We start from the raw sequence: 21080 nt of genomic DNA on the forward strand, positions 1-21080 counted from the left end.
TTAAAAGAACATCGTCGCATTGCCACTCGCTCGGAGAAAACCGCCAGAAATTACCTTTGCATGCTTAAATTAGGCTCTGTTCGGTTGTTTTTAAAGCGGTTATTGGGTTAAGGGACACAGCCTAGTTTACCGTTGGATTAAAGCAAGCCATCAACGTTGGCGTAAACTTCCGGCGCCCAGACGCCACACTGTACTTGACCAATATGTGATAGTTGCAGCAACAGCATCACCAGACGTGATTGGCCAATGCCGCCGCCAATGGTTTGTGGCATCTCACCACGCAGTAGCGACTGGTGCCACTCCAACTGCAACCGGTCAAGATCATCGGTTAATGTCAGTTGATGTTGCAGTGCCGCAGCATCGACTCGTATTCCCATTGACGACAGCTCAAATGCGTCTTGCAGTACAGGGTTCCAGACAATGATGTCACCATTTAGCCCTGCCAAACCATCTTGCGCTGGAGTAGTCCAGTCGTCGTAATCTGGCGCACGCACATCATGGTAGCTGCCGTGGGATAATTTGCCACCAATGCCAACCAAGAATACCGCACCAAGCTCTTTGGCTATTGCTCTTTCACGCCCTTTGGCATCTAGCTCTGGGTAGAGTTGTAGCAGGGTTTCAGTGTGTACAAAGTGGATTTTTGACGGTAAGAAGGGCTTCAATCCATACTCACGGCTGACTGCCGCTTCGCTCTGTTTGATACAGTCATAGATAGATTCAACGGTTTGTTTCAGGTAGGCCAGGTTGCGCTGGCCATCACCCATAACACGCTCCCAATCCCATTGATCGACATACACTGAGTGGATCGGTGTTAACCGATCTTCATCTGGCCTTAGTGCTTTCATGTGGGTATATAACCCCTCTCCAGCCGCGAAATCGTGGCAACCGAGCGTTTTACGTTTCCACTTAGCTAATGAATGCACCACTTCAAAGGTGGCTTGTGGCAGGCTTTTTACTTTGACTTGTACCGCTTTTTCACTGCCTGACAGGTTATCTTGTGTACCGTCACCCAATCGACTAAGAATTGGCCCCTGGACTTCGATCAATCCCAAGCTGTTTTCTAGCTGTTTTGAAAAGAATGACTTAACGAAACTGATCTGTTGCTGTCTGTGAATAAACTGTTTTTTCATCGCGATGTCTCTTCAACCACTTGTCTGTTGAACCGTTCAGGCTGTTAGCCACTCGGCCTTGTTTTAACTGATTAAGCAACAAACAGGCAGATGAATTCAATATACAATAATAAATATTGCCTTTTTGCTTTTGATTACTCATTTTTATAGCTATAAAAATCAGTAATCATCATTTTAAAGGGGGTTTTATGGCCGAAATTTATCAGATCGATAATCTCGATCGTGGCATTCTGAATGCACTGATCGAAAATGCACGTACACCTTATGCTGAGTTGGCGAAAAATTTTGCCGTCAGCCCAGGTACGATCCATGTACGTGTTGAGAAAATGAAGCAGGCTGGCATCATCACCGGAGCACGAGTAGACGTTAACCCAAAGCAGCTCGGTTATGATGTCTGCTGTTTTATCGGTATTATTCTAAAAAGTGCCAAAGACTATCCTACTGTACTGAAAAAATTGCAAAATTTGGAAGAGGTGGTTGAAGCCTACTACACAACTGGGCATTACAGCATATTTACCAAGGTGATGTGCCGTTCAATCGATGGTTTGCAGCAGGTGTTGATCAACAAGATACAGACAATTGATGAAATCCAGTCAACGGAAACACTGATTTCACTGCAAAACCCAATCATGCGCTCAATTACGCTCTAAATATATCTATTAATCAATAATTTAATACTAAATAAGGGGAAGCAATGGCTGAGATTACCGTAATCAGTGGCAGTACCTTAGGTACTGCGGAATATGTTGCAGAGCAGTTGGCAGAAGAACTGGAGAACGCCGGTTTTTCAACCAGTTTGATCGAGGGTGCTGAGTTACATCAGTTGCCACTTTCTGGTCTATGGATTGTCGTTTGCTCGACTTACGGTGCAGGTGATTTACCAGACAATTTACAGCCGCTGTTTGAACAGATTAAACAGCAGCAGCCAGATCTTTCATCAGTACGTTTTGCCGCAATCGGGTTAGGCAGTTCCGATTACGATACCTTCTGTGGAGCGATCAGACAGATTGACGTTTTGCTACAGGATCGCGGTGCGATCAGGATCGGTGATCGAGTTGAGATCGACGTGATCGAGCATCCGTTACCTGAAGAATTTGCCTGCCAGTGGATCAAAAAGTGGCTTTTTTTACTTTGATTGATGAAAAAAACACCGATCAGTTGTGTATAAATCAGGGTACACTCAGTGTAAAAGCAGTAGTTATCCAAAGGACAACCTTGATGACTCATGCTGGTTGTGTATAACTACCCGTTTAGATCCCAGCTTATACCGCGCAGGATCACGCACGATCCACAGCAAATGATCCTGCTCAACGATATGATCAAAAACCCGAATTTTGACTTTTCCACAGAAGATCGTCTGCTTAATAAAAGATCCAATAAGAGATCTTTAAATAAAAAAGATCTTCTTTTTACTAACCACCGATCCTGCTCACTTGGTCGATCGACTAAATTTGAGTAGAATCGCCAGCCTGAACTGTTGCCATAAGCCAACCACTCCTTTTGAGGTGCTGTTTACATGTTTTATCCAGATCGATTTGATGTCATTGTTGTCGGTGGTGGCCATGCTGGCACCGAAGCTGCTATGGCGGCAGCACGCATGGGACATCAGACACTGTTATTGACTCATAACATTGATACTTTGGGTCAAATGTCCTGCAACCCTGCCATCGGTGGTATCGGAAAAGGACATCTGGTCAAAGAGATTGATGCACTGGGTGGATTAATGGCACATGCAATTGATCATGCAGGTATTCAATTCAGAACACTTAATGGCAGTAAAGGCCCGGCAGTAAGGGCCACTCGGGCACAGGCTGATCGTGTTCTCTATCGTCAGGCAGTACGCTGTGCACTGGAGAATCAACCCAATCTGATGATCTTTCAACAAGCAGTTGAGGATCTTATGGTACAAAATGATCAGGTTACTGGGGTTGTTACCCAGATGGGGCTGAAATTCCAGGCTAACGCCGTAGTGCTGACTGTCGGCACCTTTCTCGATGGCAAGATCCATATCGGTCTGGAAAATTACAGTGGTGGTCGGGCTGGAGATCCGCCAGCGATCGCGTTATCACGTCGCTTACGTGAACTGCCGTTGCGCGTTAATCGGTTAAAAACCGGGACTCCCCCGCGCATTGATGCTAGAACTATCGATTTCAGTCAGTTAACTGCACAACATGGTGATACACCAACACCGGTATTCTCTTTTTTAGGTGAAGTGAGCCAGCATCCACAGCAATTACCTTGCTATATCACTTATACCAATGAAAAAACGCATCAGGTGATCCGTGATAACCTCGATCGCAGCCCGATGTATGCCGGGATCATTGAAGGGATCGGCCCACGCTACTGCCCTTCGATAGAAGATAAAGTGATGCGTTTTGCCGATCGTAATGCGCATCAGATCTTCCTGGAACCAGAAGGTTTAACCAGTAATGAAATTTATCCCAATGGTATCTCTACCAGTTTGCCATTTGATGTACAGATGCAAATTGTTCACTCAATGGCAGGGATGGAGAATGCGCGTATTGTGCGCCCAGGTTACGCGATTGAGTATGATTTCTTTGATCCACGCGATTTAAAACCGACCTTAGAGAGTAAATTTATCCAAGGGTTATTTTTTGCTGGCCAAATCAACGGCACTACCGGTTATGAAGAGGCTGCTGCACAAGGTCTGCTGGCGGGATTAAATGCTGCACGTTATGCCAACCAGCAACCAGGTTGGTTCCCACGCCGTGATCAAGCCTATTTGGGTGTGTTGGTGGATGATCTGAGTACCCTGGGTACCAAAGAACCATACCGTATGTTTACCTCAAGAGCTGAGTATCGCCTGCTGCTACGTGAAGATAATGCAGATCTGCGTTTAACTGAACAAGGGCGTGAACTGGGGCTGGTGGATGAGCGTCGCTGGGTGCGTTATTGTGAAAAGCTTGAGCATATCGAGCAGGAGCGCCAGCGATTACGTGATATCTGGCTACATCCGCATTCAGAACAGGTTGAACAGGTGAATGCACTGCTGAAATCGCCACTATCACGCGAAGCCAATGGGGAAGATCTGTTGCGTCGGCCAGAAATGGATTATCAGCAACTCACTACACTTGCTGCTTTTGCACCGCCATTAGCTGATAAGCAAGCTGCTGAACAGGTAGAGATCCAGGTTAAATATCAAGGCTATATTTTGCGTCAGCAAGATGAGATCGAGAAACAGCAACGTAATGAAAATACCTTGCTGCCAGCCGATCTTGATTATCGCCAGGTTTCAGGGTTGTCAAACGAAGTGGTAGCAAAACTTAATGATCATAAACCGACGTCTATTGGCCAGGCATCACGTATTTCTGGCATCACGCCAGCGGCCATCTCGATTTTACTGGTTTGGTTAAAAAAACAGAATTTGCTACGCAGAACAAATCAGTAGGTTGCATGAGTCAATTGGGGATAACGGTATGATGCAACAAAAACTGGATCTGCTGCTTTCTGAAGCAGGAATAGTGCTTGGGCAGCAACAAAAACAGCAGTTGTTGGGCTATGTCATGCTGCTCGACAAGTGGAATCGTGCCTACAACCTGACTTCAGTGCGTGATCCACTGCAGATGTTGGTGCGCCATATCATGGATAGCATTGTGGTCAATCAGCACCTACAAGGTTCACGCTTTATTGATGTTGGAACCGGTCCTGGATTACCTGGCATCCCATTGGCGATTGTACGCCCGGAAGCACACTTTACCCTGCTGGATAGCCTAGGCAAACGGGTGCGTTTTTTACGTCAGGTGCAACATGAGTTAGCGCTGGATAACATTGAACCAGTACAGAGTCGGGTTGAAGTTTTTACACCGCAAGAACGGTTTGATGGCGTTATTAGCCGTGCTTTTGCCTCGTTGCAGGATATGCTCTCTTGGTGTCACCATTTGCCAAAAGTGGAGCAAGGGCGTTTCTATGCACTGAAAGGGGTTTCTCCACAACAGGAGTTGGCAGAACTACCCGCTGATGTTTTTCTGGAAGCATTAATCCCGTTGCAAGTACCCGAATTAGATGCTGAACGACACTTAGTGGTTTTACAGGTTAAACATTAAATAAATCAGTTGATTAGTTGAATTTTTACTGTTCGATAATCTAGTTTTTCAGCGATAAGTAGAAACCATCGCATTGATGATGTTATTAAAATTATAAATATGTAAAAAATATTAAAGTGATTGTACTGGGAATGCTGTTTTTTTAACTTTATGATGTGCGCCCTGGCTTGCTGTTGACGTGGTTAGTGGCGAGTGACAGCAGCTAGGTTGTCAGATCAATCACTGTTGCTTCCGTTTGCTGAACATGACAGTTCACACTTATCACTGATGTTGTGTGGTTAGGTTAGTGCTATCCTAGCGACCAGAAAAAACTGCCAAGTGATGATTACAGTGCAATTGAATTATTTATTGCTTTAAACTGTTTAATTAACCGTCAAGCAGTTGGGTTAATAACTGTGATGTATATCGCAATTATTTCTGTAATAGAGAAATAATCACCTAATAGATGTCTTGGTGTAGTGTTATCTGTCGATAAAAACGGATAAAAAAGCAGCATGCAAGTTGCTATTCGCATTTTCGTTAGTTATAGATTGAATTCGTTTGAGTGGTTCGTATAATTTTCTTGCTTTGCTGCTTGACTAGCATCACCAAACGCAGTTTTATACGTGATTCAAGATACCTCTTTAGGGTAATTAAACAATGACAACACTCTCTGTCTCGGCTGACAACAGAAAGTTTGCATTTCGTCTGTTGTTGCTACAGTGGGTGGTGGTGATTGTCATCAGTGCAGCTTTTGCTCTGAACAGTGTGCAATGGGGCTGTTCGGCGTTGGCAGGTGGTGTTGCTGCCTGGTTTCCCAACGCGTTATTTGTGCTCTATTCCTTGCGTTACCGACCCCAAGGGCAAGTGCCCAGGCGGGTTGTTTTGTCCTTAGCGATTGGCGAAGGAATAAAAGTCATGATCACCATTGTGTTGCTGATCTTGGCTGTTGGGGTGTTTAAGGCGGTTTTGTTGCCGCTTAGCCTGACCTATTTAGCGGTGTTAATGGTGCAGATCGTTGCACCCGCCGTGATTGACCGTTACCGAAATTAACTCAATAAGGGTAGAGGCACCATGTCTGCAGAGGGATTCAACAGTCCGCAGGAGTATATTAGTCATCACCTGACACAACTTCAGGTCGGCACTGGATTTTGGTCAATTAATATTGACTCTATGTTTTTCTCGATTGTTCTTGGCGTTGTCTTCTTGGCGATTTTCCATAAAGTTGCCAAAAGCGCTACCAGCGGTGTTCCCGGTAAGTTACAAACTGCCGTTGAGATGATCGTTGGTTTCGTTGATAGCAATGTCAAGGATATGTATCACGGTAAGAGCAAGCTGATAGCGCCGCTGGCACTGACAGTGTTTGTCTGGGTATTCCTGATGAACCTGATGGACCTGTTGCCGATTGACTTGCTGCCAAGTATCGCAACGGCTGTTGGCCTGCCCGCACTACGCGTGGTGCCAACTGCTGATGTGAATATCACGCTGTCGATGGCATTAGCTGTGTTTGTGCTGATTCTGTTCTACAGCGTCAAGATGAAGGGGATTGGTGGATTCGTTAAAGAGTTAACCCTGCAACCTTTCAAACATCCGGTTTTTATCCCAATCAACCTCATTCTTGAAGTGGTTAGCTTGTTGTCAAAGCCTGTTTCGCTTGGGCTGCGTCTGTTTGGCAACATGTATGCCGGGGAATTGATCTTTATCTTGATCGCGGGTCTGTTGCCGTGGTGGTCTCAGTGGTTGTTAAGTTTGCCTTGGGCAATCTTCCACATTTTGATCATTACGCTTCAAGCCTTTATTTTCATGGTGCTGACAGTGGTCTATCTCTCTATGGCCTCTGAAGAGCACTGATTTTGTTAAAAACTTGCACTTTTAAACTGAAATAAACTGGAGACTGTCATGGAAAACCTGAGTGTGGATATGCTGTACATGGCTGCCGCTGTAATGATGGGTTTAGCGGCAATCGGTGCTGCAATCGGCATCGGCATCTTAGGAGGTAAATTTTTGGAAGGTGCTGCACGTCAGCCGGATCTGATCCCTCTGTTACGGACACAGTTCTTTATCGTTATGGGTCTGGTTGACGCGATCCCAATGATTGCTGTTGGTTTGGGGCTGTATGTGATGTTCGCGGTTGCCTAGATCACTGCTACTGTCTGCAATCAAAACGACTTATTAACTTTTATAGAGGTATTGTGCTGTGAATATGAACGCAACAATCCTCGGCCAGGCTATTTCGTTTGTATTGTTTGTGTTGTTCTGCATGAAGTATGTATGGCCGCCGATAATGGCTGCCATAGAGAAGCGCCAGAAAGAAATTGCTGATGGCCTTGCTTCTGCGGAACGTGCCAAGAAAGATCTGGATTTGGCACAAAGCAATGCAGTCAGTCAGATGAAAGCAGCTAAAGCGGAAGCTCAGTTGATCATAGAGCAAGCAAATAAACGCCGAGCTCAGATCATGGATGAGGCGAAAGCAGAAGCCGAGCGGGAACGCAGCAAAATTGTGGCGCAGGCTCAAGCTGAGATCGAAGCTGAACGCAAGCGCGCTCGTGAAGAGTTGCGTAGGCAAGTGGCGATGCTGGCAATTGCTGGTGCCGAGAAGATCATAGAACGTTCCGTAGATGAAGCTGCTAACAGCGACATCGTTGATAAACTGGTCGCTGAACTGTAAGGAGGGAGGGGCTGATGTCTGAACTGATTACCGTAGCTCGCCCCTACGCCAAAGCAGCTTTTGACTTTGCCGTTGAGAACCAGAGTGTAGAACAGTGGCAGAAAATGATGGAATTTTCCGCTGCTGTCACCACCAATGAGCAGATGGCCGAGTTGCTTTCTGGGGCTGTGGCGCCAGAGGTTTTGTCGCGCACCTTTATTGCCGTTTGTGGTGATGTGCTCGATCAATATGGCCAGAACTTTATTCGTGTTATGGCTGAAAATGGACGTTTACTGGTTCTTCCTGCGGTGCTGCAACAGTTCATTGAACTACGCGCCGCGCTAGAGTCCACCGTTGAAGTTGAAGTGTGCTCTGCGATCGCCCTCAGTGATGAACAGCAGGCCAAGATTGCAACTGCGATGGAAAAACGCCTGTCACGCAAAGTTAAGCTGAATTGCAATATTGACAAGTCTGTACTGGCTGGCGTGGTGATCCGCGTTGGCGATATGGTGATTGATGGTAGCCTGCGTGCTCGTCTTCAACGCCTGTCAGACGTCTTGCAGTCTTAAGGGGACTGGAGAATGCAACTGAATTCCACCGAAATCAGTGAACTGATCAAACAGCGGATTGCTCAGTTCAATGTTGTGAGTGAAGCTCACAACGAAGGTACTATCGTTTCCGTCAGTGACGGAATCATCCGCGTACATGGCTTGGCTGAAGTGATGCAAGGTGAGATGATCTCACTGCCGGGTAATCGTTATGCTATTGCCTTGAACCTCGAGCGCGACTCTGTCGGTGCGGTGGTGATGGGGCCTTATGCCGACCTTGCGGAAGGTATGAAGGTGAAATGTACCGGTCGTATTCTGGAAGTGCCAGTCGGTCGAGGCCTGCTTGGGCGTGTAGTTAACACCCTCGGTGCACCGATTGATGGTAAAGGGCCGGTTGAGCATGATGGCTTCTCTCCTGTCGAGACTATCGCACCGGGCGTTATTGACCGTCAATCGGTCGATCAGCCCGTGCAGACAGGTTATAAGTCCGTTGATGCCATGATCCCAATTGGTCGTGGTCAGCGTGAGTTAGTGATCGGTGACCGTCAGACAGGTAAAACTGCGCTGGCGATAGATGCGATTATCAACCAGCGCAATTCAGGCATTAAGTGTGTGTATGTCGCGATTGGTCAGAAAGCTTCAACTATTGCCAACGTGGTTCGTAAATTGGAAGAGCATGGCGCGCTGGCAAATACTATTGTCGTGGTTGCCACAGCATCTGAATCGGCAGCACTGCAATATTTAGCACCTTACGCGGGTTGCGCAATGGGCGAATATTTCCGTGATCGTGGTGAAGATGCGCTGATCGTTTATGACGATCTCTCTAAGCAAGCGGTTGCTTATCGCCAGATTTCGCTGTTGCTGCGTCGTCCACCAGGCCGTGAAGCCTATCCGGGGGATGTTTTCTATTTACACTCACGTTTGCTGGAGCGAGCTGCTCGCGTCAATGCTGATTACGTTGAAGCATTTACCAAAGGTGAAGTAAAAGGGAAAACCGGTTCATTGACTGCGCTGCCAATCATTGAAACCCAGGCGGGTGACGTTTCTGCCTTCGTTCCTACCAACGTGATCTCAATCACTGACGGTCAGATCTTCCTGGAATCTAACCTGTTTAACTCAGGTATTCGTCCAGCGGTTAACCCAGGTATTTCGGTTTCGCGTGTTGGTGGTGCTGCTCAGTGTAAAATCATCAAGAAATTGTCCGGTGGTATCCGTACCGCACTGGCACAGTATCGTGAACTGGCTGCGTTCTCTCAATTCGCCTCCGATCTTGATGATGCTACACGTAAGCAGCTCAATCATGGACAGAAGGTAACCGAATTGCTGAAGCAGAAGCAGTATGCACCAATGTCCATCGCCCAGCAGGCGCTAGTATTGTTTGCTGCTGAGCGTGGCTATCTGAATGATGTTGAAGTTGCTCAGGTGGTCAATTTTGAAGCTGCATTGGTGGCTTATGCTGACCATGAATATGCCGAACTGCTTAATGAAATTAACCAGACTGGTGCCTACAACGACGAAATCGAAAGTAAGTTGAAGGCGTTACTTGATAACTTCAAGGCAACTCAGACCTGGTAACGCACAGTGGCCTGTATGCTGAAAAGCGACAGGCCATTGGCAATGAGGAGAAGCAGAAATGGCCGGCGCAAAAGAGATACGTAGTAAGATCGGCAGCGTACAAAATACGCAAAAGATCACTAAAGCGATGGAGATGGTCGCCGCTTCCAAAATGCGTAAATCGCAGGATCGTATGGCGGCCAGCCGTCCTTATGCAGAGACCATGCGCGAAGTGATTGGTCACTTGGCGCTTGGTAATCTGGAGTATAAACACCCCTATCTTGAAGAGCGCGAAGTGAAGCGCGTTGGGTATTTGGTGGTGTCTACTGACCGTGGTCTCTGTGGTGGTTTGAACATTAATCTGTTCAAGAAACTGTTAGTAGAGATGAAAGGCTGGTCTGAAAAAAGCGTTCAAACAGATTTGGCGCTGATTGGTTCAAAAGCAGTCTCTTTCTTCGCTTCAGTCGGTGGCAATGTAGTTGCCCAGGTTACTGGCATGGGGGATAACCCCTCCCTGTCTGAGTTGATCGGCCCGGTGAAAGTGATGTTGCAGGCTTACGACGAAGGTCGTTTAGACAGACTGTACATTGTCAGTAATAAATTTGTTAATACCATGTCCCAAGAGCCGCAAATTATGCAACTCCTTCCTCTGCCTCCTTGTGAGAACAGTGATTTGAAGAAGAATGCTTGGGATTACCTGTATGAACCCGATCCAAAAGTGCTGCTTGATACTTTATTGCGCCGCTATGTGGAATCGCAAGTTTATCAGGGCGTCGTGGAAAACCTGGCCAGTGAGCAGGCCGCACGAATGGTCGCGATGAAAGCCGCAACCGATAACGGCGGTAGCCTGATCAAAGAGTTGCAGTTGGTATACAACAAGGCTCGTCAGGCCAGCATCACTCAGGAACTCACCGAAATCGTTTCGGGAGCCTCCGCGGTTTAACCAGGTTATTACCCAGCTAGGGTTGTGCTAAAGCAATTAACGCTCTAACAATTTGAAATATAGCGGGTAAACGAATTACGTAGAGGATTCAAGATGGCTACTGGAAAGATTATCCAGGTAATCGGCGCCGTAGTGGATGCCGAGTTCCCTCAAGACAGCGTACCGAAGGTGTACGATGCACTTGAGGTTGCAAACGGCACCGAAAAATTGGTGCTGGAAGTGCAGCAACAGTTAGGTGGTGGTGTAGTACGCTGTATCGCGATGGGTGCTTCTGACGGTTTGCGTCGTGGTTTGCCAGTGACCGATCTGCAACGCCCAATTGAGGTTCCCGTCGGTAAAGCGACCTTAGGTCGTATCATGAACGTGTTGGGCGACCCAATTGATATGAAAGGTGACATTGGCGAAGAAGAGCGTTGGGCTATCCACCGTGCTGCGCCAAGTTATGAAGAGTTGTCCAACTCACAGGAACTGTTGGAAACAGGTATCAAAGTGATGGATTTGATCTGTCCGTTTGCTAAAGGCGGTAAGGTTGGTCTATTTGGTGGTGCGGGTGTGGGTAAGACCGTCAATATGATGGAGTTGATCCGTAACATCGCTATCGAACACTCTGGTTACTCGGTTTTTGCTGGAGTTGGCGAGCGCACCCGTGAAGGTAACGACTTCTATCACGAGATGAAAGAGTCCAACGTACTGGATAAAGTTTCTCTGGTGTATGGTCAGATGAACGAACCACCAGGCAACCGTCTGCGTGTTGCACTTACCGGCTTGACGATGGCGGAAAAATTCCGTGACGAAGGGCGCGATGTATTGCTATTCGTTGATAACATCTACCGTTATACCTTGGCAGGTACTGAAGTTTCGGCACTGCTTGGTCGTATGCCTTCAGCGGTAGGTTATCAGCCGACTCTGGCGGAAGAGATGGGGGTATTGCAAGAGCGTATCACCTCAACCAAAACCGGTTCGATTACCTCTGTGCAAGCGGTTTATGTTCCAGCCGATGACTTGACTGACCCGTCTCCAGCGACCACCTTTGCTCACCTTGATGCCACGGTGGTATTGAGCCGTAATATCGCATCGCTTGGTATCTACCCAGCGGTTGATCCACTCGACTCTACCAGTCGTCAGTTAGATCCATTGGTAGTTGGTCAAGAACACTATGATGTTGCTCGTGGTGTGCAGTCGATTTTGCAGCGCTATCAGGAACTGAAAGATATTATCGCGATTTTGGGTATGGATGAGCTGTCGGAAGATGACAAGCTGGTTGTTTCCCGTGCGCGTAAAATCCAGCGTTTCTTGTCTCAGCCTTTCTTTGTGGCAGAAGTGTTTACTGGTTCGCCGGGTAAGTTTGTCTCACTGAAAGATACCATCCGTGGCTTTAAAGGCATTATGGACGGTGAATATGATCACCTGCCAGAACAAGCATTTTACATGGTTGGTACCATTGAAGAAGCAGTGGAAAAAGCCAAGAAGCTGTAATGGCGTGAGAGGAGGGTGATATGGCTATGACTTACCACCTGGATGTTGTCAGTGCTGAAAAACAGATGTTTTCTGGCCTAGTGCAGAAGATCCAGGTAACAGGTAGTGAGGGCGAACTAGGGGTCTACCCTGGTCATGCTCCGTTACTGACCGCCATCAAGCCTGGCATGGTACGTATTGTTAAGCAGCACGGTGAAGAAGAGTTTATTTACCTATCTGGCGGTGTCCTTGAGGTGCAGCCAAGCGTAGTCACTGTGCTGGCCGATACTGCTATCCGTGGGGAAGATCTCGATGAAGCGCGTGCGCTGGAAGCTAAGCGTAGAGCGGAAGAGCAGATCCGTAACTCTCATGGTGATGTTGACTATGCTCAAGCGTCGGCTGAATTGGCAAAAGCATTGGCGAAACTACGCGTTATCGAGTTAACCAGAAAGGGGCTGTAGTTGGCCTCTCCCCCTGTAAAGGGGGAAGCAGGGGTGGGACTTAGCGTCATTCTGTTCTGTCAGCTCAGTTGGTGCATTGTCTCGCCCTAACCCCTCTCCTTTATCAAGGGGAGGGATCCTGAATCCCCCCTCTTGCTCTATAAATCACCTAATCCTGCATTAGTAAAATTCGCGCAGAAAAATATGTAGCAATTTTTTCTGCAAAAGATTCTACTTTTCCCTATTCAAATCGGGTTATCGAGTCATTTATGTCTAATTCATCCAGATCTCATCATCCAATCAGTGTTGTTATCCTGGCAGCAGGTAAGGGAACGCGTATGTATTCAGACGTTCCTAAAGTGCTGCACCTACTGGCAGGTAAGCCACTGGTTCAGTATGTTATTGATGCGGCCATGGAGCTAGGGGCGGGAAATCTCCATTTGGTTTATGGTCATGGTGCTGAGCTGTTACAAAACCGTTTAAAAAATCCAGCACTCAACTGGGTGTTACAAGCAGAGCAGTTGGGGACAGGCCATGCTATGCAGCAGGCAGCCCCCTATTTTGCTGATGATGAAAACATATTAATGCTTTATGGCGATGTACCACTGATCTCGGTTGAGACGTTAAGCTGTTTATTAGCAGCAAAACCGCAGCATGGTATTGGATTACTGACGGTGAACTTGGCTGATCCGACTGGTTATGGTCGTATTGTGCGTGAGCAGCAGGAGATTGTTGGCATCATTGAACACAAAGATGCCAATGATCAACAACGACAAATCAAAGAAGTAAATACCGGCATTATGGTCGCCAATGGTGCTGATCTAAAACGTTGGCTGGCAAAACTGAACAACAACAACGCGCAAGGTGAGTTTTATGTCACTGACATTATCGCCTTAGCGCACAGTGAAGGAGCCAGAATTAACGCGGTACACCCAGCACAGCTTTACGAAGTTGAAGGGGTAAATAATCGATTGCAATTGGCACAGCTTGAACGGGCTTATCAGGCAGAACAGGCAGAAAAATTACTGCTTTCTGGAGTGATGTTGCTTGATGCTACGCGTTTTGATCTTCGGGGTGAGTTAGAACATGGGCGTGATATCACCATCGATACTAATGTCATTATTGAAGGCAAGGTTAAGCTGGCTGATGGTGTGAAAATTGGTACCGGTTGTGTGTTAAAAAACTGCCAGATTGGTGCAGGGTGTGAAATCAGCCCTTACTCAGTATTGGAGGATGTGGTGGTTGCTGCTGGTTGCACCATTGGCCCATTTGCTCGTTTGCGCCCTGGAACTACATTGGCTGAAGGTGCGCATGTTGGTAATTTTGTCGAAATGAAGCAGGCTCATTTAGGCAAAGGTTCTAAAGCTGGACACTTGAGCTATTTGGGTGATGCTGAAATCGGTGCTGGGGTAAACATCGGGGCTGGCACTATCACCTGCAACTATGACGGTGCCAATAAGCATAAGACAGTAATCGGTGATGATGTTTTCGTTGGTTCAGATAGCCAATTGATTGCACCAGTAACATTAGCCAGTGGTGTAACAGTGGCGGCCGGTACTACAGTAACGCGTGATGTCGCTGCTGACGAACTGGTGCTAAGCCGAGTGAAGCAGAAGCATGTGCAAGACTGGAAACGGCCAGTGAAGAAACGTTAGCTCACAGAGTTCATTATTTTATCTTTTTTATTAAATAGTTACTTTGTCTGGTTGGAGTTATATCCAGGCATCACTAAAGTGATGATCAGAACTTAATCAGGAATAAAAAATGTGCGGAATTGTTGGCGCAGTAGCGCAACGTGATATTGCCGAGATCTTGTTACAAGGGCTACGCCGATTAGAGTATCGTGGTTATGACTCTGCCGGATTAATCGTGGCTGATGGCTCTGGTCAGGTGAACCGTTTACGTCAGGTGGGTAAAGTACAAGCGCTGTTTGATGCTACCCAACAACAGGAACTGCGTGGTGGTACAGGTATTGCTCATACTCGTTGGGCTACTCATGGTGAACCGACAGAAAAAAATGCACACCCGCATGTTTCAGATAACATTGCGCTAGTGCATAACGGCATCATTGAAAACTACCAATCACTGCGTGATTCATTGATTAATAAGGGGTATCAGTTCAGTTCACAGACTGATACCGAAGTTATTGCTCATTTAATCCATTGGGAACAGCAGCAGGGCGGTAGCCTATTGGAAGTAGTGCAGCGTGTGATCCCACAATTACGTGGTGCTTATGGCATGGTGATCATGGATTGCCGTGATCCAGAACGTTTGATTGCCGCCCGATCAGGTAGCCCACTGGTGGTTGGTTTAGGTGTAGGGGAAAACTTTCTTGCTTCAGATCAGTTGGCACTGTTGCCGGTAACACGGCGCTTTATCTTTTTGGAAGAAGGGGATTTAGTCGAAATAACAAGGCGTAGTGTACATATTGTCGATCAACAGGGTAACAGTGTCGAGCGTCAGGAGGTAGAGTCCCAGGTGCAGTATGATGCGGGTGATAAAGGTATTTATCGCCACTACATGCAGAAAGAGATTTTTGAACAACCCATGGCGTTAAAAAATACCCTTGCAGGGCGTGTCAGTCATGGAGCAGTTAACCTAGATGAATTAGGTTTGGCGGCAGATCAACTGTTAGCTAACGTCAGCCATATACAAATTATAGCTTGTGGCACCTCCTATCATGCTGGCATGGTGGCGCGTTACTGGTTCGAGTCGTTGGCTGGTTTGCCTTGTGATGTTGAAATTGCTTCTGAGTTTCGCTATCGCAAACCAGCAGTTAGGCCTGGTAGTTTACTGATCACCCTTTCACAGTCAGGTGAAACAGCCGATACACTGGCTGCCCTGCGTCTCTCTAAACAGTTGGGGTATCTTGGTTCTTTGGCAGTATGTAATGTGCCAACGTCTTCCCTGGTACGTGAATCTGATCTGGCATTGATGACTAAAGCGGGAGCTGAAATTGGTGTCGCCTCGACCAAGGCTTTTACCACTCAATTGGCGGTATTATTGATGCTGGTTGCGCATTTGGGCCGGTTAAAAGGGATGGATCAACTGCTGGAACAACAGATTGTTCATGGTTTGCAGGTACTACCTGCACGTATTGAACAGATGTTGTCGCTGGAGAAGCGCATCGAAGCGTTGGCAGAAGATTTTTCGGATAAACATCATGCACTGTTTCTTGGCCGTGGCGATCAATACCCCATCGCAATGGAGGGAGCGTTGAAATTGAAGGAGATCTCCTATATTCACGCAGAGGCTTATGCTGCCGGTGAGTTAAAGCATGGCCCACTGGCGTTGATTGATGCTGATATGCCGGTGATTGTAGTGGCTCCGAACAACGAGTTATTGGAGAAGTTGAAATCAAACGTTGAAGAAGTGCGTGCGCGTGGCGGGCAACTTTATGTGTTTGCTGATCAGGCTGCTGGGTTTGTTGATTGTGAGGGGATGACGATTATTGCCTTGCCTCATGTTGAAGAGGTTGTTGCTCCAATCTTCTATACTGTGCCACTACAGTTACTGTCTTACTATGTAGCGTTAATTAAGGGCACTGATGTGGATCAACCACGCAACCTAGCTAAGTCGGTTACTGTTGAGTAATTGCTATCAATAAAAACAGCAACTTACTTTTCTAAGCAAGTTGCTGTTAAATTTATGATTTTTTAAATAATCCTCAATTTAAATAAAAACTACGTCTTTGTTACACGTTGTTGCTAAGCATGCTGATGCGTGGATGAACTGCCTTGACGTAGCGGATACCAGCGAAGCGAGTTTTTTATCGAGCAGTCACTGACCATTATTTGATTTTGTTTAACCAAATCAAGTAATAAAAGTCTTGCTTTGTAGATACTGATATCATGCGCATCAGCAATTTGTCGCGTTGAGGGCCACTCCTGTTGTGGAGGCGGCATCCCTTGTTCAGCGCAGGAAGTGATACTAAGAAGGTGTTTCAAAATCTTCTTATGTAGCAGACTCTGCGAAATTTGTTTTTTACTAGTAAAAACAACCATATTCTAAAGCTCCCTGAGTTATTAAAAGTGACAACAGACATAAATAGTGTTTTAAAAATAGGTAAATCAATTAGCCACCACAGCGTTTTTGAACCATGGTAATTTTTGTTTTTATGTAACTACTTGTTTTTATTATTCAGATAACAGTCCTCAGCAGCATCAATACCACACCAGACTGATTACAGATTTTTACAGGCTATCGCCATTATTGCGAATAAGTTTTTTAAAGAAATCAAAAAACGAGATAAAACACTAGTATTGCAATTTTTGTAGAGTTTTATTCTGATTTTTTAGTTTTTTTTGTCATCTTCCAGTTTAATATTTTTTATTTCTATATGTTTCCCTTTAAGGGGTTTTTTTATCTATCCCTTTTTGTAACAATCCTCTCGTCCACAACAAGACCTGCTGGTGCTCCAGAATGACTTCAAGAGGTAGCTAAACAGCGATCGCGATCGGATGACAACACACTCTCTCAAGTAGCAGTTGTTAGCTTTTTCAACAGGTTAATGAGAATGAGTGACGAACTGCGTCTTGAAGAGCAGTGGATTCATCAGTAAGTAGGTTTTGTATGTGGCTGGGGGGAATCGATAACCGATTCTCTAATGGATAAAAATTGCATTTGTTTTTAATAGTTAAATTTTTGCAAAAATTGCTAAGGATTTTATATGTCTAAGTTCAAATTTGGTATGGTGCCTGCTGCTGTTGCTCTGTTAGTTGCTGCTGGTTCTGCAAGCGCTGCTGTTGTTAATGTTACTGCTAACGTGCAGGCTGTAGCTTGTACTATCGCGGTTAGCAAAACTGACATCAACCTGGGTAGCTACATCCCTGCTCATTTTGCTGGCGCAACAGTTAACGCTACTACTGGTGCTGTAACTCCAGTTGCTAATAGCCAACAAGATTTTTCTGTTGAACTGAAAGATTGTGCTGGTACTCCAGAAGCTGAAGCTGCTGCTTCTGTTAAGATCAGCGGGCCTGTTGTTGCTGGTTCATCAGACAGAATTTTCAACAAAGTGACTTCTAACGTTGGTGCTGTTGTGAGTTTAGGCAATGCGGGTGCTGTTGATTTTACCGCAATACAAAATGGTCAAAAAGTTGAGATTGCCAAGGCTGCACCTGCAACTCCAGCCCCAGGTCCTCAGTTGACTGACTACAACAACAAGTCAATCGTTATGCGTGTAGGTTTGGCTACAACAGCAGCTGATGTTGCTACTGTTCAAACTGGTTTGATTGATGCTCCTATCACTCTGGACTTCATGTACAACTAATTGAAATTGGCTTTTCTGGTGTTTTTATCCAGAAATTAAAGCTTTGTAAGCGGGTTGTCATGCATAACCCGCTTTTAATTCGGAGTTATGTATCGTGCGCTGTTTTCCTTTTTCTTCTCTGGTGTTAGGGCTGCTGTTTTCATCCGCAGTTGCTGTGGCTGCGGGAGGTGTTGGCCTTAATACTACACGGGTGATTTATCCAGAAAATGCTAAAAGCGTTACGGTATCGCTGCGCAACACAGATGAAAGTCAATCTTATTTAGTGAAGGCTTCACTAAGTGCTGATCCCGAAGTGTTTTCTGCTGTTCCATTCGTTATTACCCCTCCGATTTTCAGAATGGAGCCAAGCTCAACCAATCTGATGCGTATTGCTTTTAAGGGTGGAAATCTACCTCAAGATCGTGAGTCGGTTTTTTACCTTAAAACCACAGCCATCCCCAGCTATAGCGCGCAGAATAGTCGGCTACAGAACAATTCGAAATCAGCAATGGTCAGTTTTGCAACAGCCAGCACAGTAAAGTTTTTTTATCGTCCAGCCGGTTTAGCTGACGATTCTGAGAGTGCGCAGAAAAATTTAAAATTTTTTGCGGTGGAAGGTGGAATCAAGGTTGAAAACAGTTCCCCTTACTTTGTTTCATTTCAATATATAAAGGTTAATGGTAAGACGTTGACGATAGCTGATGATGCTCAGGTTAAAATGCTTTCTCCATTCAGCAGTAAAGTTTACTCTGCGAAAGAGAGGCAAGGTAAAGTTGATTGGGTAACCATTGGTGATTACGGTGGTTATAACATTCACAGCTCAGTAATTAAATAAAAATTAAAAAATTGCTTTTTAAGCCACATTGATGGCTTTTGAATTCATCAGGAACTTCATTAGTGTACAAACCATAATGACAGTCGCAGTGTCTGAGTTGATACTTGTTAGTTGATAGCTTTGACGTGTTCTGTAGGCTGACAATGTGATCGTAATGAGATAAGGAATTTACAAAAGATGAACAAAATTAAGTTATTAATATTAACCACCAGCGTTTCTGCACTACTTTCATCAGCCAGTTTTTGTACAGCTGCGCCTATCGCTACTACTGTGACGATAACTACTAATTTGTTTGTGCCAAGTTGTCAGATTGCAGTGGCGGGCGGCGACAATAAGACGTTAGCTTTGCCTGACAGGAATATTAATACTCTTGATGGTTCACAGCCGATAGGTCCAACCAGTACTAGCCTTTCGGTTGCATTGACTAATTGTAGCTGGACAACTAATGGAGCGGTTTCTGGGCCTCAAGTCACCGTTCAACCAGCGACTAACAGCGCTGTTGTAACATCAGGTTCATCCGCTAATAACAAGTTAATTAAGTCTACGTTAACAGGAACTGGGTATTCGAAAGGATTTGCGATTGGTATTTTTAAAGAGAATTCTTCGAGCACGGTTGCGAACTTGATCAGTTTTACCAGTAATACAGCTACTATTCCTTTTGGAACCACGTCTACTGTTGCGCAAAACATAACCAAGAACTTTAATGTCGGCGTGTTTTGTGAAAGTAGTACTTGTAATGGAGTGGCTGCTGGTTCATTGGCAGTCAATCTGACATTCACTTTTAGCTATAATTGATTGAAATCTATTTTAAGACTTAGTGTTTAAAATTGATAGCGTGTGGAGATGCTAATAAGATGAAAAAAAATAAAAAACTAATATTAGCTGGCAGTTTAGCGGTTCTGCTTTGTTCTGCTGGGCAGCCAGTGGCTGCCCCTTCACTGCAGTTTGATATCAGCACCAACATATTGAGAGCATCCTGTATTGGTGGTTTTGTTTTCAGCAACGTAACATTAGCTGATAGAAATATCGGCTCATCACATCCCAACCAATGGGATCCTGTTGGTCCATTAGGGAAGCTGTATGTGCTACTTGAGCAGTGTAGTGTACCTCCAGCGAAACTCAAATTTACTAGGGCTGTGGGGACATCAAGTGATCCGACCGAAAAGTCAATCATTTATAATGATGGTAATACTACCAATTTTGGTTTGGTTCTCTATAACACTGATAAGCCAACTACTGGTAGTAAAGTGAATGTAGTTGATTTTGGCCTTGCTGATTCATCGGTCACAGTTGATCCAAGTCTGTTTACTCAAGGTTCAGCTACATTGATCTATGCGGTGGGTGTTGTTTGTCGTAAGGCAGGTTGTGCTGGTGTTTCTGGTGGGGAACTTTCAGCACAGATTACCTTAGAAATTATTTATAAATAAAATGGATTGGGCGCTATCTATCGCTTGGTTGAGGATAAAAACCACAGGAGATTTCTTCAGTGGTCATGCAGGAGTAAGGGTTAACGCATGAAAAAGTCAAACTATTTAATGTCAGTGCTTTGCTGTATGGCAACTTTGTTGCCGGTGGGCGAGTTGACAGCTGCGGACTCTCAGCTAATTACTTTCAATATTTCTGTGGTTGCTGGCTCATGTACCATGACTTCCAGTAAAAAGGCTATCACCATTAATGATTCTACTTTTAGTGCAAATCCTGGTAACTGGGGACTTCTTGCTAGCAGTTCTCTGTCAATATCATTAAGTAGTTGTTCAGGAAGTACTTCCGGCTTGACTGTTGGCCCTGTATTGACGTTAAGTTTAGCTCCGGGGACCACAACTTTGGCTAGTAGTAATAACAAGCTGTTTAGGGATAGTAAAAGTACCTCTACTGGCTTTGGTATTGGTATCTATAAAACCGCTACTACCTCGGCGGGAGAAACTAATTTGGTACCAAACAATGGTACGATAGCATTGGGCAGTAATGGAGTTTCGTGGTCTAGTTTGCAGAAGACCTACACTTATGCGGTTGGTGTTTTGTGTGCTTCTAACTGTACTTCAATTGTTCCAACTGGAGGTAGCCTTTCTGCCTCAGTAATTTTCACTTTTACCTATAAGTAAGTTTGTTGAATAACATAACAGTAAAGGTGATGGTAAATATTTTGATGTGGGCATGTTGATTTTTTGCCGTGTAGATGATGATTGAGTTTAAAGAGTACTAGGTTGGTGGAGTTAATGGCTTATTGACATCACAAC

Annotated in this window: 22 protein-coding genes and 1 pseudogene; 21 read left to right on the forward strand and 2 right to left on the reverse strand. The window is 45.5% G+C overall.

Annotation, left to right across the window (positions count from 1 at the left end; all coding sequences use genetic code 11):
• Window positions 1-111: pseudogene (locus EOJ37_RS10545) on the forward strand (IS5 family transposase); the annotation flags it as partial.
• Window positions 112-137: 26 nt separating this feature from the next.
• Here EOJ37_RS10545 and asnA read toward each other — a convergent pair.
• Complete coding sequence (gene asnA, locus EOJ37_RS10550) at window positions 138-1130, reverse strand: aspartate--ammonia ligase (protein WP_127959880.1); 993 nt, start codon at window positions 1128-1130, stop codon at window positions 138-140.
• A gap of 188 nt (window positions 1131-1318) precedes the next feature.
• Between asnA and asnC the strand changes: the two genes are divergently transcribed.
• The 15 genes from asnC to glmS all read left to right on the forward strand — a co-directional run bounded on the left by asnC (window position 1319) and on the right by glmS (window position 16354).
• Entirely contained in the window at window positions 1319-1780 is a 462-nt protein-coding gene (asnC, locus tag EOJ37_RS10555; protein WP_127959881.1) for a transcriptional regulator AsnC, read from the forward strand.
• A 44-nt stretch (window positions 1781-1824) separates the two neighbouring features.
• Complete coding sequence (mioC, locus tag EOJ37_RS10560) at window positions 1825-2265, forward strand: FMN-binding protein MioC (protein ID WP_127959882.1); 441 nt, start codon at window positions 1825-1827, stop codon at window positions 2263-2265.
• A 381-nt stretch (window positions 2266-2646) separates the two neighbouring features.
• The gene (gene mnmG, locus EOJ37_RS10565; protein ID WP_127959883.1) at window positions 2647-4539 is read left to right on the forward strand and encodes a tRNA uridine-5-carboxymethylaminomethyl(34) synthesis enzyme MnmG; all 1893 of its coding nucleotides are present in this window, start codon (window positions 2647-2649) and stop codon (window positions 4537-4539) included.
• A gap of 31 nt (window positions 4540-4570) precedes the next feature.
• Window positions 4571-5194 carry a 16S rRNA (guanine(527)-N(7))-methyltransferase RsmG gene (gene rsmG, locus EOJ37_RS10570; protein ID WP_127959919.1) on the forward strand — a complete coding sequence of 208 codons (624 nt, stop codon included), beginning with the start codon at window positions 4571-4573 and terminating at the stop codon, window positions 5192-5194.
• Window positions 5195-5833: 639 nt separating this feature from the next.
• Window positions 5834-6226 (forward strand): F0F1 ATP synthase subunit I, encoded by a 393-nt coding sequence (gene atpI, locus EOJ37_RS10575; protein WP_127959884.1) that lies wholly within the window; start codon window positions 5834-5836, stop codon window positions 6224-6226.
• A gap of 21 nt (window positions 6227-6247) precedes the next feature.
• Window positions 6248-7024, forward strand: coding sequence for a F0F1 ATP synthase subunit A (atpB, locus tag EOJ37_RS10580; protein ID WP_127959885.1), 777 nt, complete (start codon window positions 6248-6250; stop codon window positions 7022-7024).
• 48 nt (window positions 7025-7072) lie between these two features.
• The gene (gene atpE, locus EOJ37_RS10585; RefSeq protein WP_127959886.1) at window positions 7073-7312 is read left to right on the forward strand and encodes a F0F1 ATP synthase subunit C; all 240 of its coding nucleotides are present in this window, start codon (window positions 7073-7075) and stop codon (window positions 7310-7312) included.
• Window positions 7313-7370: 58 nt separating this feature from the next.
• Entirely contained in the window at window positions 7371-7841 is a 471-nt protein-coding gene (gene atpF, locus EOJ37_RS10590) for a F0F1 ATP synthase subunit B (protein ID WP_127959887.1), read from the forward strand.
• A gap of 14 nt (window positions 7842-7855) precedes the next feature.
• Window positions 7856-8389, forward strand: coding sequence for a F0F1 ATP synthase subunit delta (gene atpH, locus EOJ37_RS10595; protein ID WP_127959888.1), 534 nt, complete (start codon window positions 7856-7858; stop codon window positions 8387-8389).
• 12 nt (window positions 8390-8401) lie between these two features.
• On the forward strand, window positions 8402-9943 hold the full coding sequence (gene atpA, locus EOJ37_RS10600; RefSeq protein WP_127959889.1) for a F0F1 ATP synthase subunit alpha: 1542 nt from the start codon (window positions 8402-8404) through the stop codon (window positions 9941-9943).
• 58 nt (window positions 9944-10001) lie between these two features.
• On the forward strand, window positions 10002-10865 hold the full coding sequence (atpG, locus tag EOJ37_RS10605) for a F0F1 ATP synthase subunit gamma (protein WP_127959890.1): 864 nt from the start codon (window positions 10002-10004) through the stop codon (window positions 10863-10865).
• A 93-nt stretch (window positions 10866-10958) separates the two neighbouring features.
• A complete protein-coding gene (gene atpD / locus EOJ37_RS10610) occupies window positions 10959-12341 on the forward strand; it encodes a F0F1 ATP synthase subunit beta (protein WP_127959891.1) in 1383 nt (460 codons plus the stop codon).
• A 20-nt stretch (window positions 12342-12361) separates the two neighbouring features.
• A complete protein-coding gene (locus EOJ37_RS10615) occupies window positions 12362-12781 on the forward strand; it encodes a F0F1 ATP synthase subunit epsilon (protein WP_127959892.1) in 420 nt (139 codons plus the stop codon).
• Window positions 12782-13029: 248 nt separating this feature from the next.
• Window positions 13030-14415 (forward strand): bifunctional UDP-N-acetylglucosamine diphosphorylase/glucosamine-1-phosphate N-acetyltransferase GlmU, encoded by a 1386-nt coding sequence (gene glmU / locus EOJ37_RS10620; RefSeq protein ID WP_127959893.1) that lies wholly within the window; start codon window positions 13030-13032, stop codon window positions 14413-14415.
• Between the two features lie 109 nt (window positions 14416-14524).
• Window positions 14525-16354: a glutamine--fructose-6-phosphate transaminase (isomerizing) gene (gene glmS / locus EOJ37_RS10625; RefSeq protein ID WP_127959894.1), complete on the forward strand. Its 1830-nt coding sequence runs from the start codon at window positions 14525-14527 to the stop codon at window positions 16352-16354.
• A gap of 113 nt (window positions 16355-16467) precedes the next feature.
• Here glmS and EOJ37_RS10630 read toward each other — a convergent pair whose 3' ends face one another.
• Window positions 16468-16764, reverse strand: coding sequence for a FaeA/PapI family transcriptional regulator (locus tag EOJ37_RS10630; RefSeq protein WP_127959895.1), 297 nt, complete (start codon window positions 16762-16764; stop codon window positions 16468-16470).
• Window positions 16765-17429: 665 nt separating this feature from the next.
• Here EOJ37_RS10630 and EOJ37_RS10635 point away from each other — a divergent pair.
• From EOJ37_RS10635 to EOJ37_RS10655, 5 genes are all read left to right on the forward strand, one after another.
• Entirely contained in the window at window positions 17430-18029 is a 600-nt protein-coding gene (locus tag EOJ37_RS10635; RefSeq protein WP_127959896.1) for a hypothetical protein, read from the forward strand.
• Window positions 18030-18123: 94 nt separating this feature from the next.
• Window positions 18124-18843 (forward strand): fimbrial biogenesis chaperone, encoded by a 720-nt coding sequence (locus tag EOJ37_RS10640; RefSeq protein WP_127959897.1) that lies wholly within the window; start codon window positions 18124-18126, stop codon window positions 18841-18843.
• A 177-nt stretch (window positions 18844-19020) separates the two neighbouring features.
• A complete protein-coding gene (locus EOJ37_RS10645; protein ID WP_127959898.1) occupies window positions 19021-19638 on the forward strand; it encodes a hypothetical protein in 618 nt (205 codons plus the stop codon).
• Window positions 19639-19697: 59 nt separating this feature from the next.
• Complete coding sequence (locus EOJ37_RS10650) at window positions 19698-20270, forward strand: hypothetical protein (RefSeq protein ID WP_127959899.1); 573 nt, start codon at window positions 19698-19700, stop codon at window positions 20268-20270.
• Between the two features lie 87 nt (window positions 20271-20357).
• The gene (locus tag EOJ37_RS10655) at window positions 20358-20945 is read left to right on the forward strand and encodes a type 1 fimbrial protein (RefSeq protein WP_127959900.1); all 588 of its coding nucleotides are present in this window, start codon (window positions 20358-20360) and stop codon (window positions 20943-20945) included.
• Window positions 20946-21080: the final 135 nt, after the last annotated feature.

This window comes from Serratia microhaemolytica, assembly GCF_004011885.1.
GTDB classification, from domain to species: domain Bacteria; phylum Pseudomonadota; class Gammaproteobacteria; order Enterobacterales; family Enterobacteriaceae; genus Serratia_G; species Serratia_G microhaemolytica.

Coding starts and splice junctions, on each gene's coding strand:
- mnmG (WP_127959883.1), top strand. CDS start 2,647: ATGTTTTATCCAGATCGATTTGATGTCATTGTTGTCGGTGGTGGCCAT.
- rsmG (WP_127959919.1), top strand. CDS start 4,571: ATGCAACAAAAACTGGATCTGCTGCTTTCTGAAGCAGGAATAGTGCTT.
- EOJ37_RS10655 (WP_127959900.1), top strand. CDS start 20,358: ATGAAAAAGTCAAACTATTTAATGTCAGTGCTTTGCTGTATGGCAACT.
- atpI (WP_127959884.1), top strand. CDS start 5,834: ATGACAACACTCTCTGTCTCGGCTGACAACAGAAAGTTTGCATTTCGT.
- EOJ37_RS10615 (WP_127959892.1), top strand. CDS start 12,362: ATGGCTATGACTTACCACCTGGATGTTGTCAGTGCTGAAAAACAGATG.
- atpB (WP_127959885.1), top strand. CDS start 6,248: ATGTCTGCAGAGGGATTCAACAGTCCGCAGGAGTATATTAGTCATCAC.
- asnC (WP_127959881.1), top strand. CDS start 1,319: ATGGCCGAAATTTATCAGATCGATAATCTCGATCGTGGCATTCTGAAT.
- EOJ37_RS10650 (WP_127959899.1), top strand. CDS start 19,698: ATGAAAAAAAATAAAAAACTAATATTAGCTGGCAGTTTAGCGGTTCTG.
- atpH (WP_127959888.1), top strand. CDS start 7,856: ATGTCTGAACTGATTACCGTAGCTCGCCCCTACGCCAAAGCAGCTTTT.
- glmS (WP_127959894.1), top strand. CDS start 14,525: ATGTGCGGAATTGTTGGCGCAGTAGCGCAACGTGATATTGCCGAGATC.
- atpE (WP_127959886.1), top strand. CDS start 7,073: ATGGAAAACCTGAGTGTGGATATGCTGTACATGGCTGCCGCTGTAATG.
- atpA (WP_127959889.1), top strand. CDS start 8,402: ATGCAACTGAATTCCACCGAAATCAGTGAACTGATCAAACAGCGGATT.
- atpD (WP_127959891.1), top strand. CDS start 10,959: ATGGCTACTGGAAAGATTATCCAGGTAATCGGCGCCGTAGTGGATGCC.
- EOJ37_RS10645 (WP_127959898.1), top strand. CDS start 19,021: ATGAACAAAATTAAGTTATTAATATTAACCACCAGCGTTTCTGCACTA.
- glmU (WP_127959893.1), top strand. CDS start 13,030: ATGTCTAATTCATCCAGATCTCATCATCCAATCAGTGTTGTTATCCTG.
- atpG (WP_127959890.1), top strand. CDS start 10,002: ATGGCCGGCGCAAAAGAGATACGTAGTAAGATCGGCAGCGTACAAAAT.
- mioC (WP_127959882.1), top strand. CDS start 1,825: ATGGCTGAGATTACCGTAATCAGTGGCAGTACCTTAGGTACTGCGGAA.
- EOJ37_RS10635 (WP_127959896.1), top strand. CDS start 17,430: ATGTCTAAGTTCAAATTTGGTATGGTGCCTGCTGCTGTTGCTCTGTTA.
- EOJ37_RS10630 (WP_127959895.1), bottom strand. CDS start 16,764: ATGGTTGTTTTTACTAGTAAAAAACAAATTTCGCAGAGTCTGCTACAT.
- asnA (WP_127959880.1), bottom strand. CDS start 1,130: ATGAAAAAACAGTTTATTCACAGACAGCAACAGATCAGTTTCGTTAAG.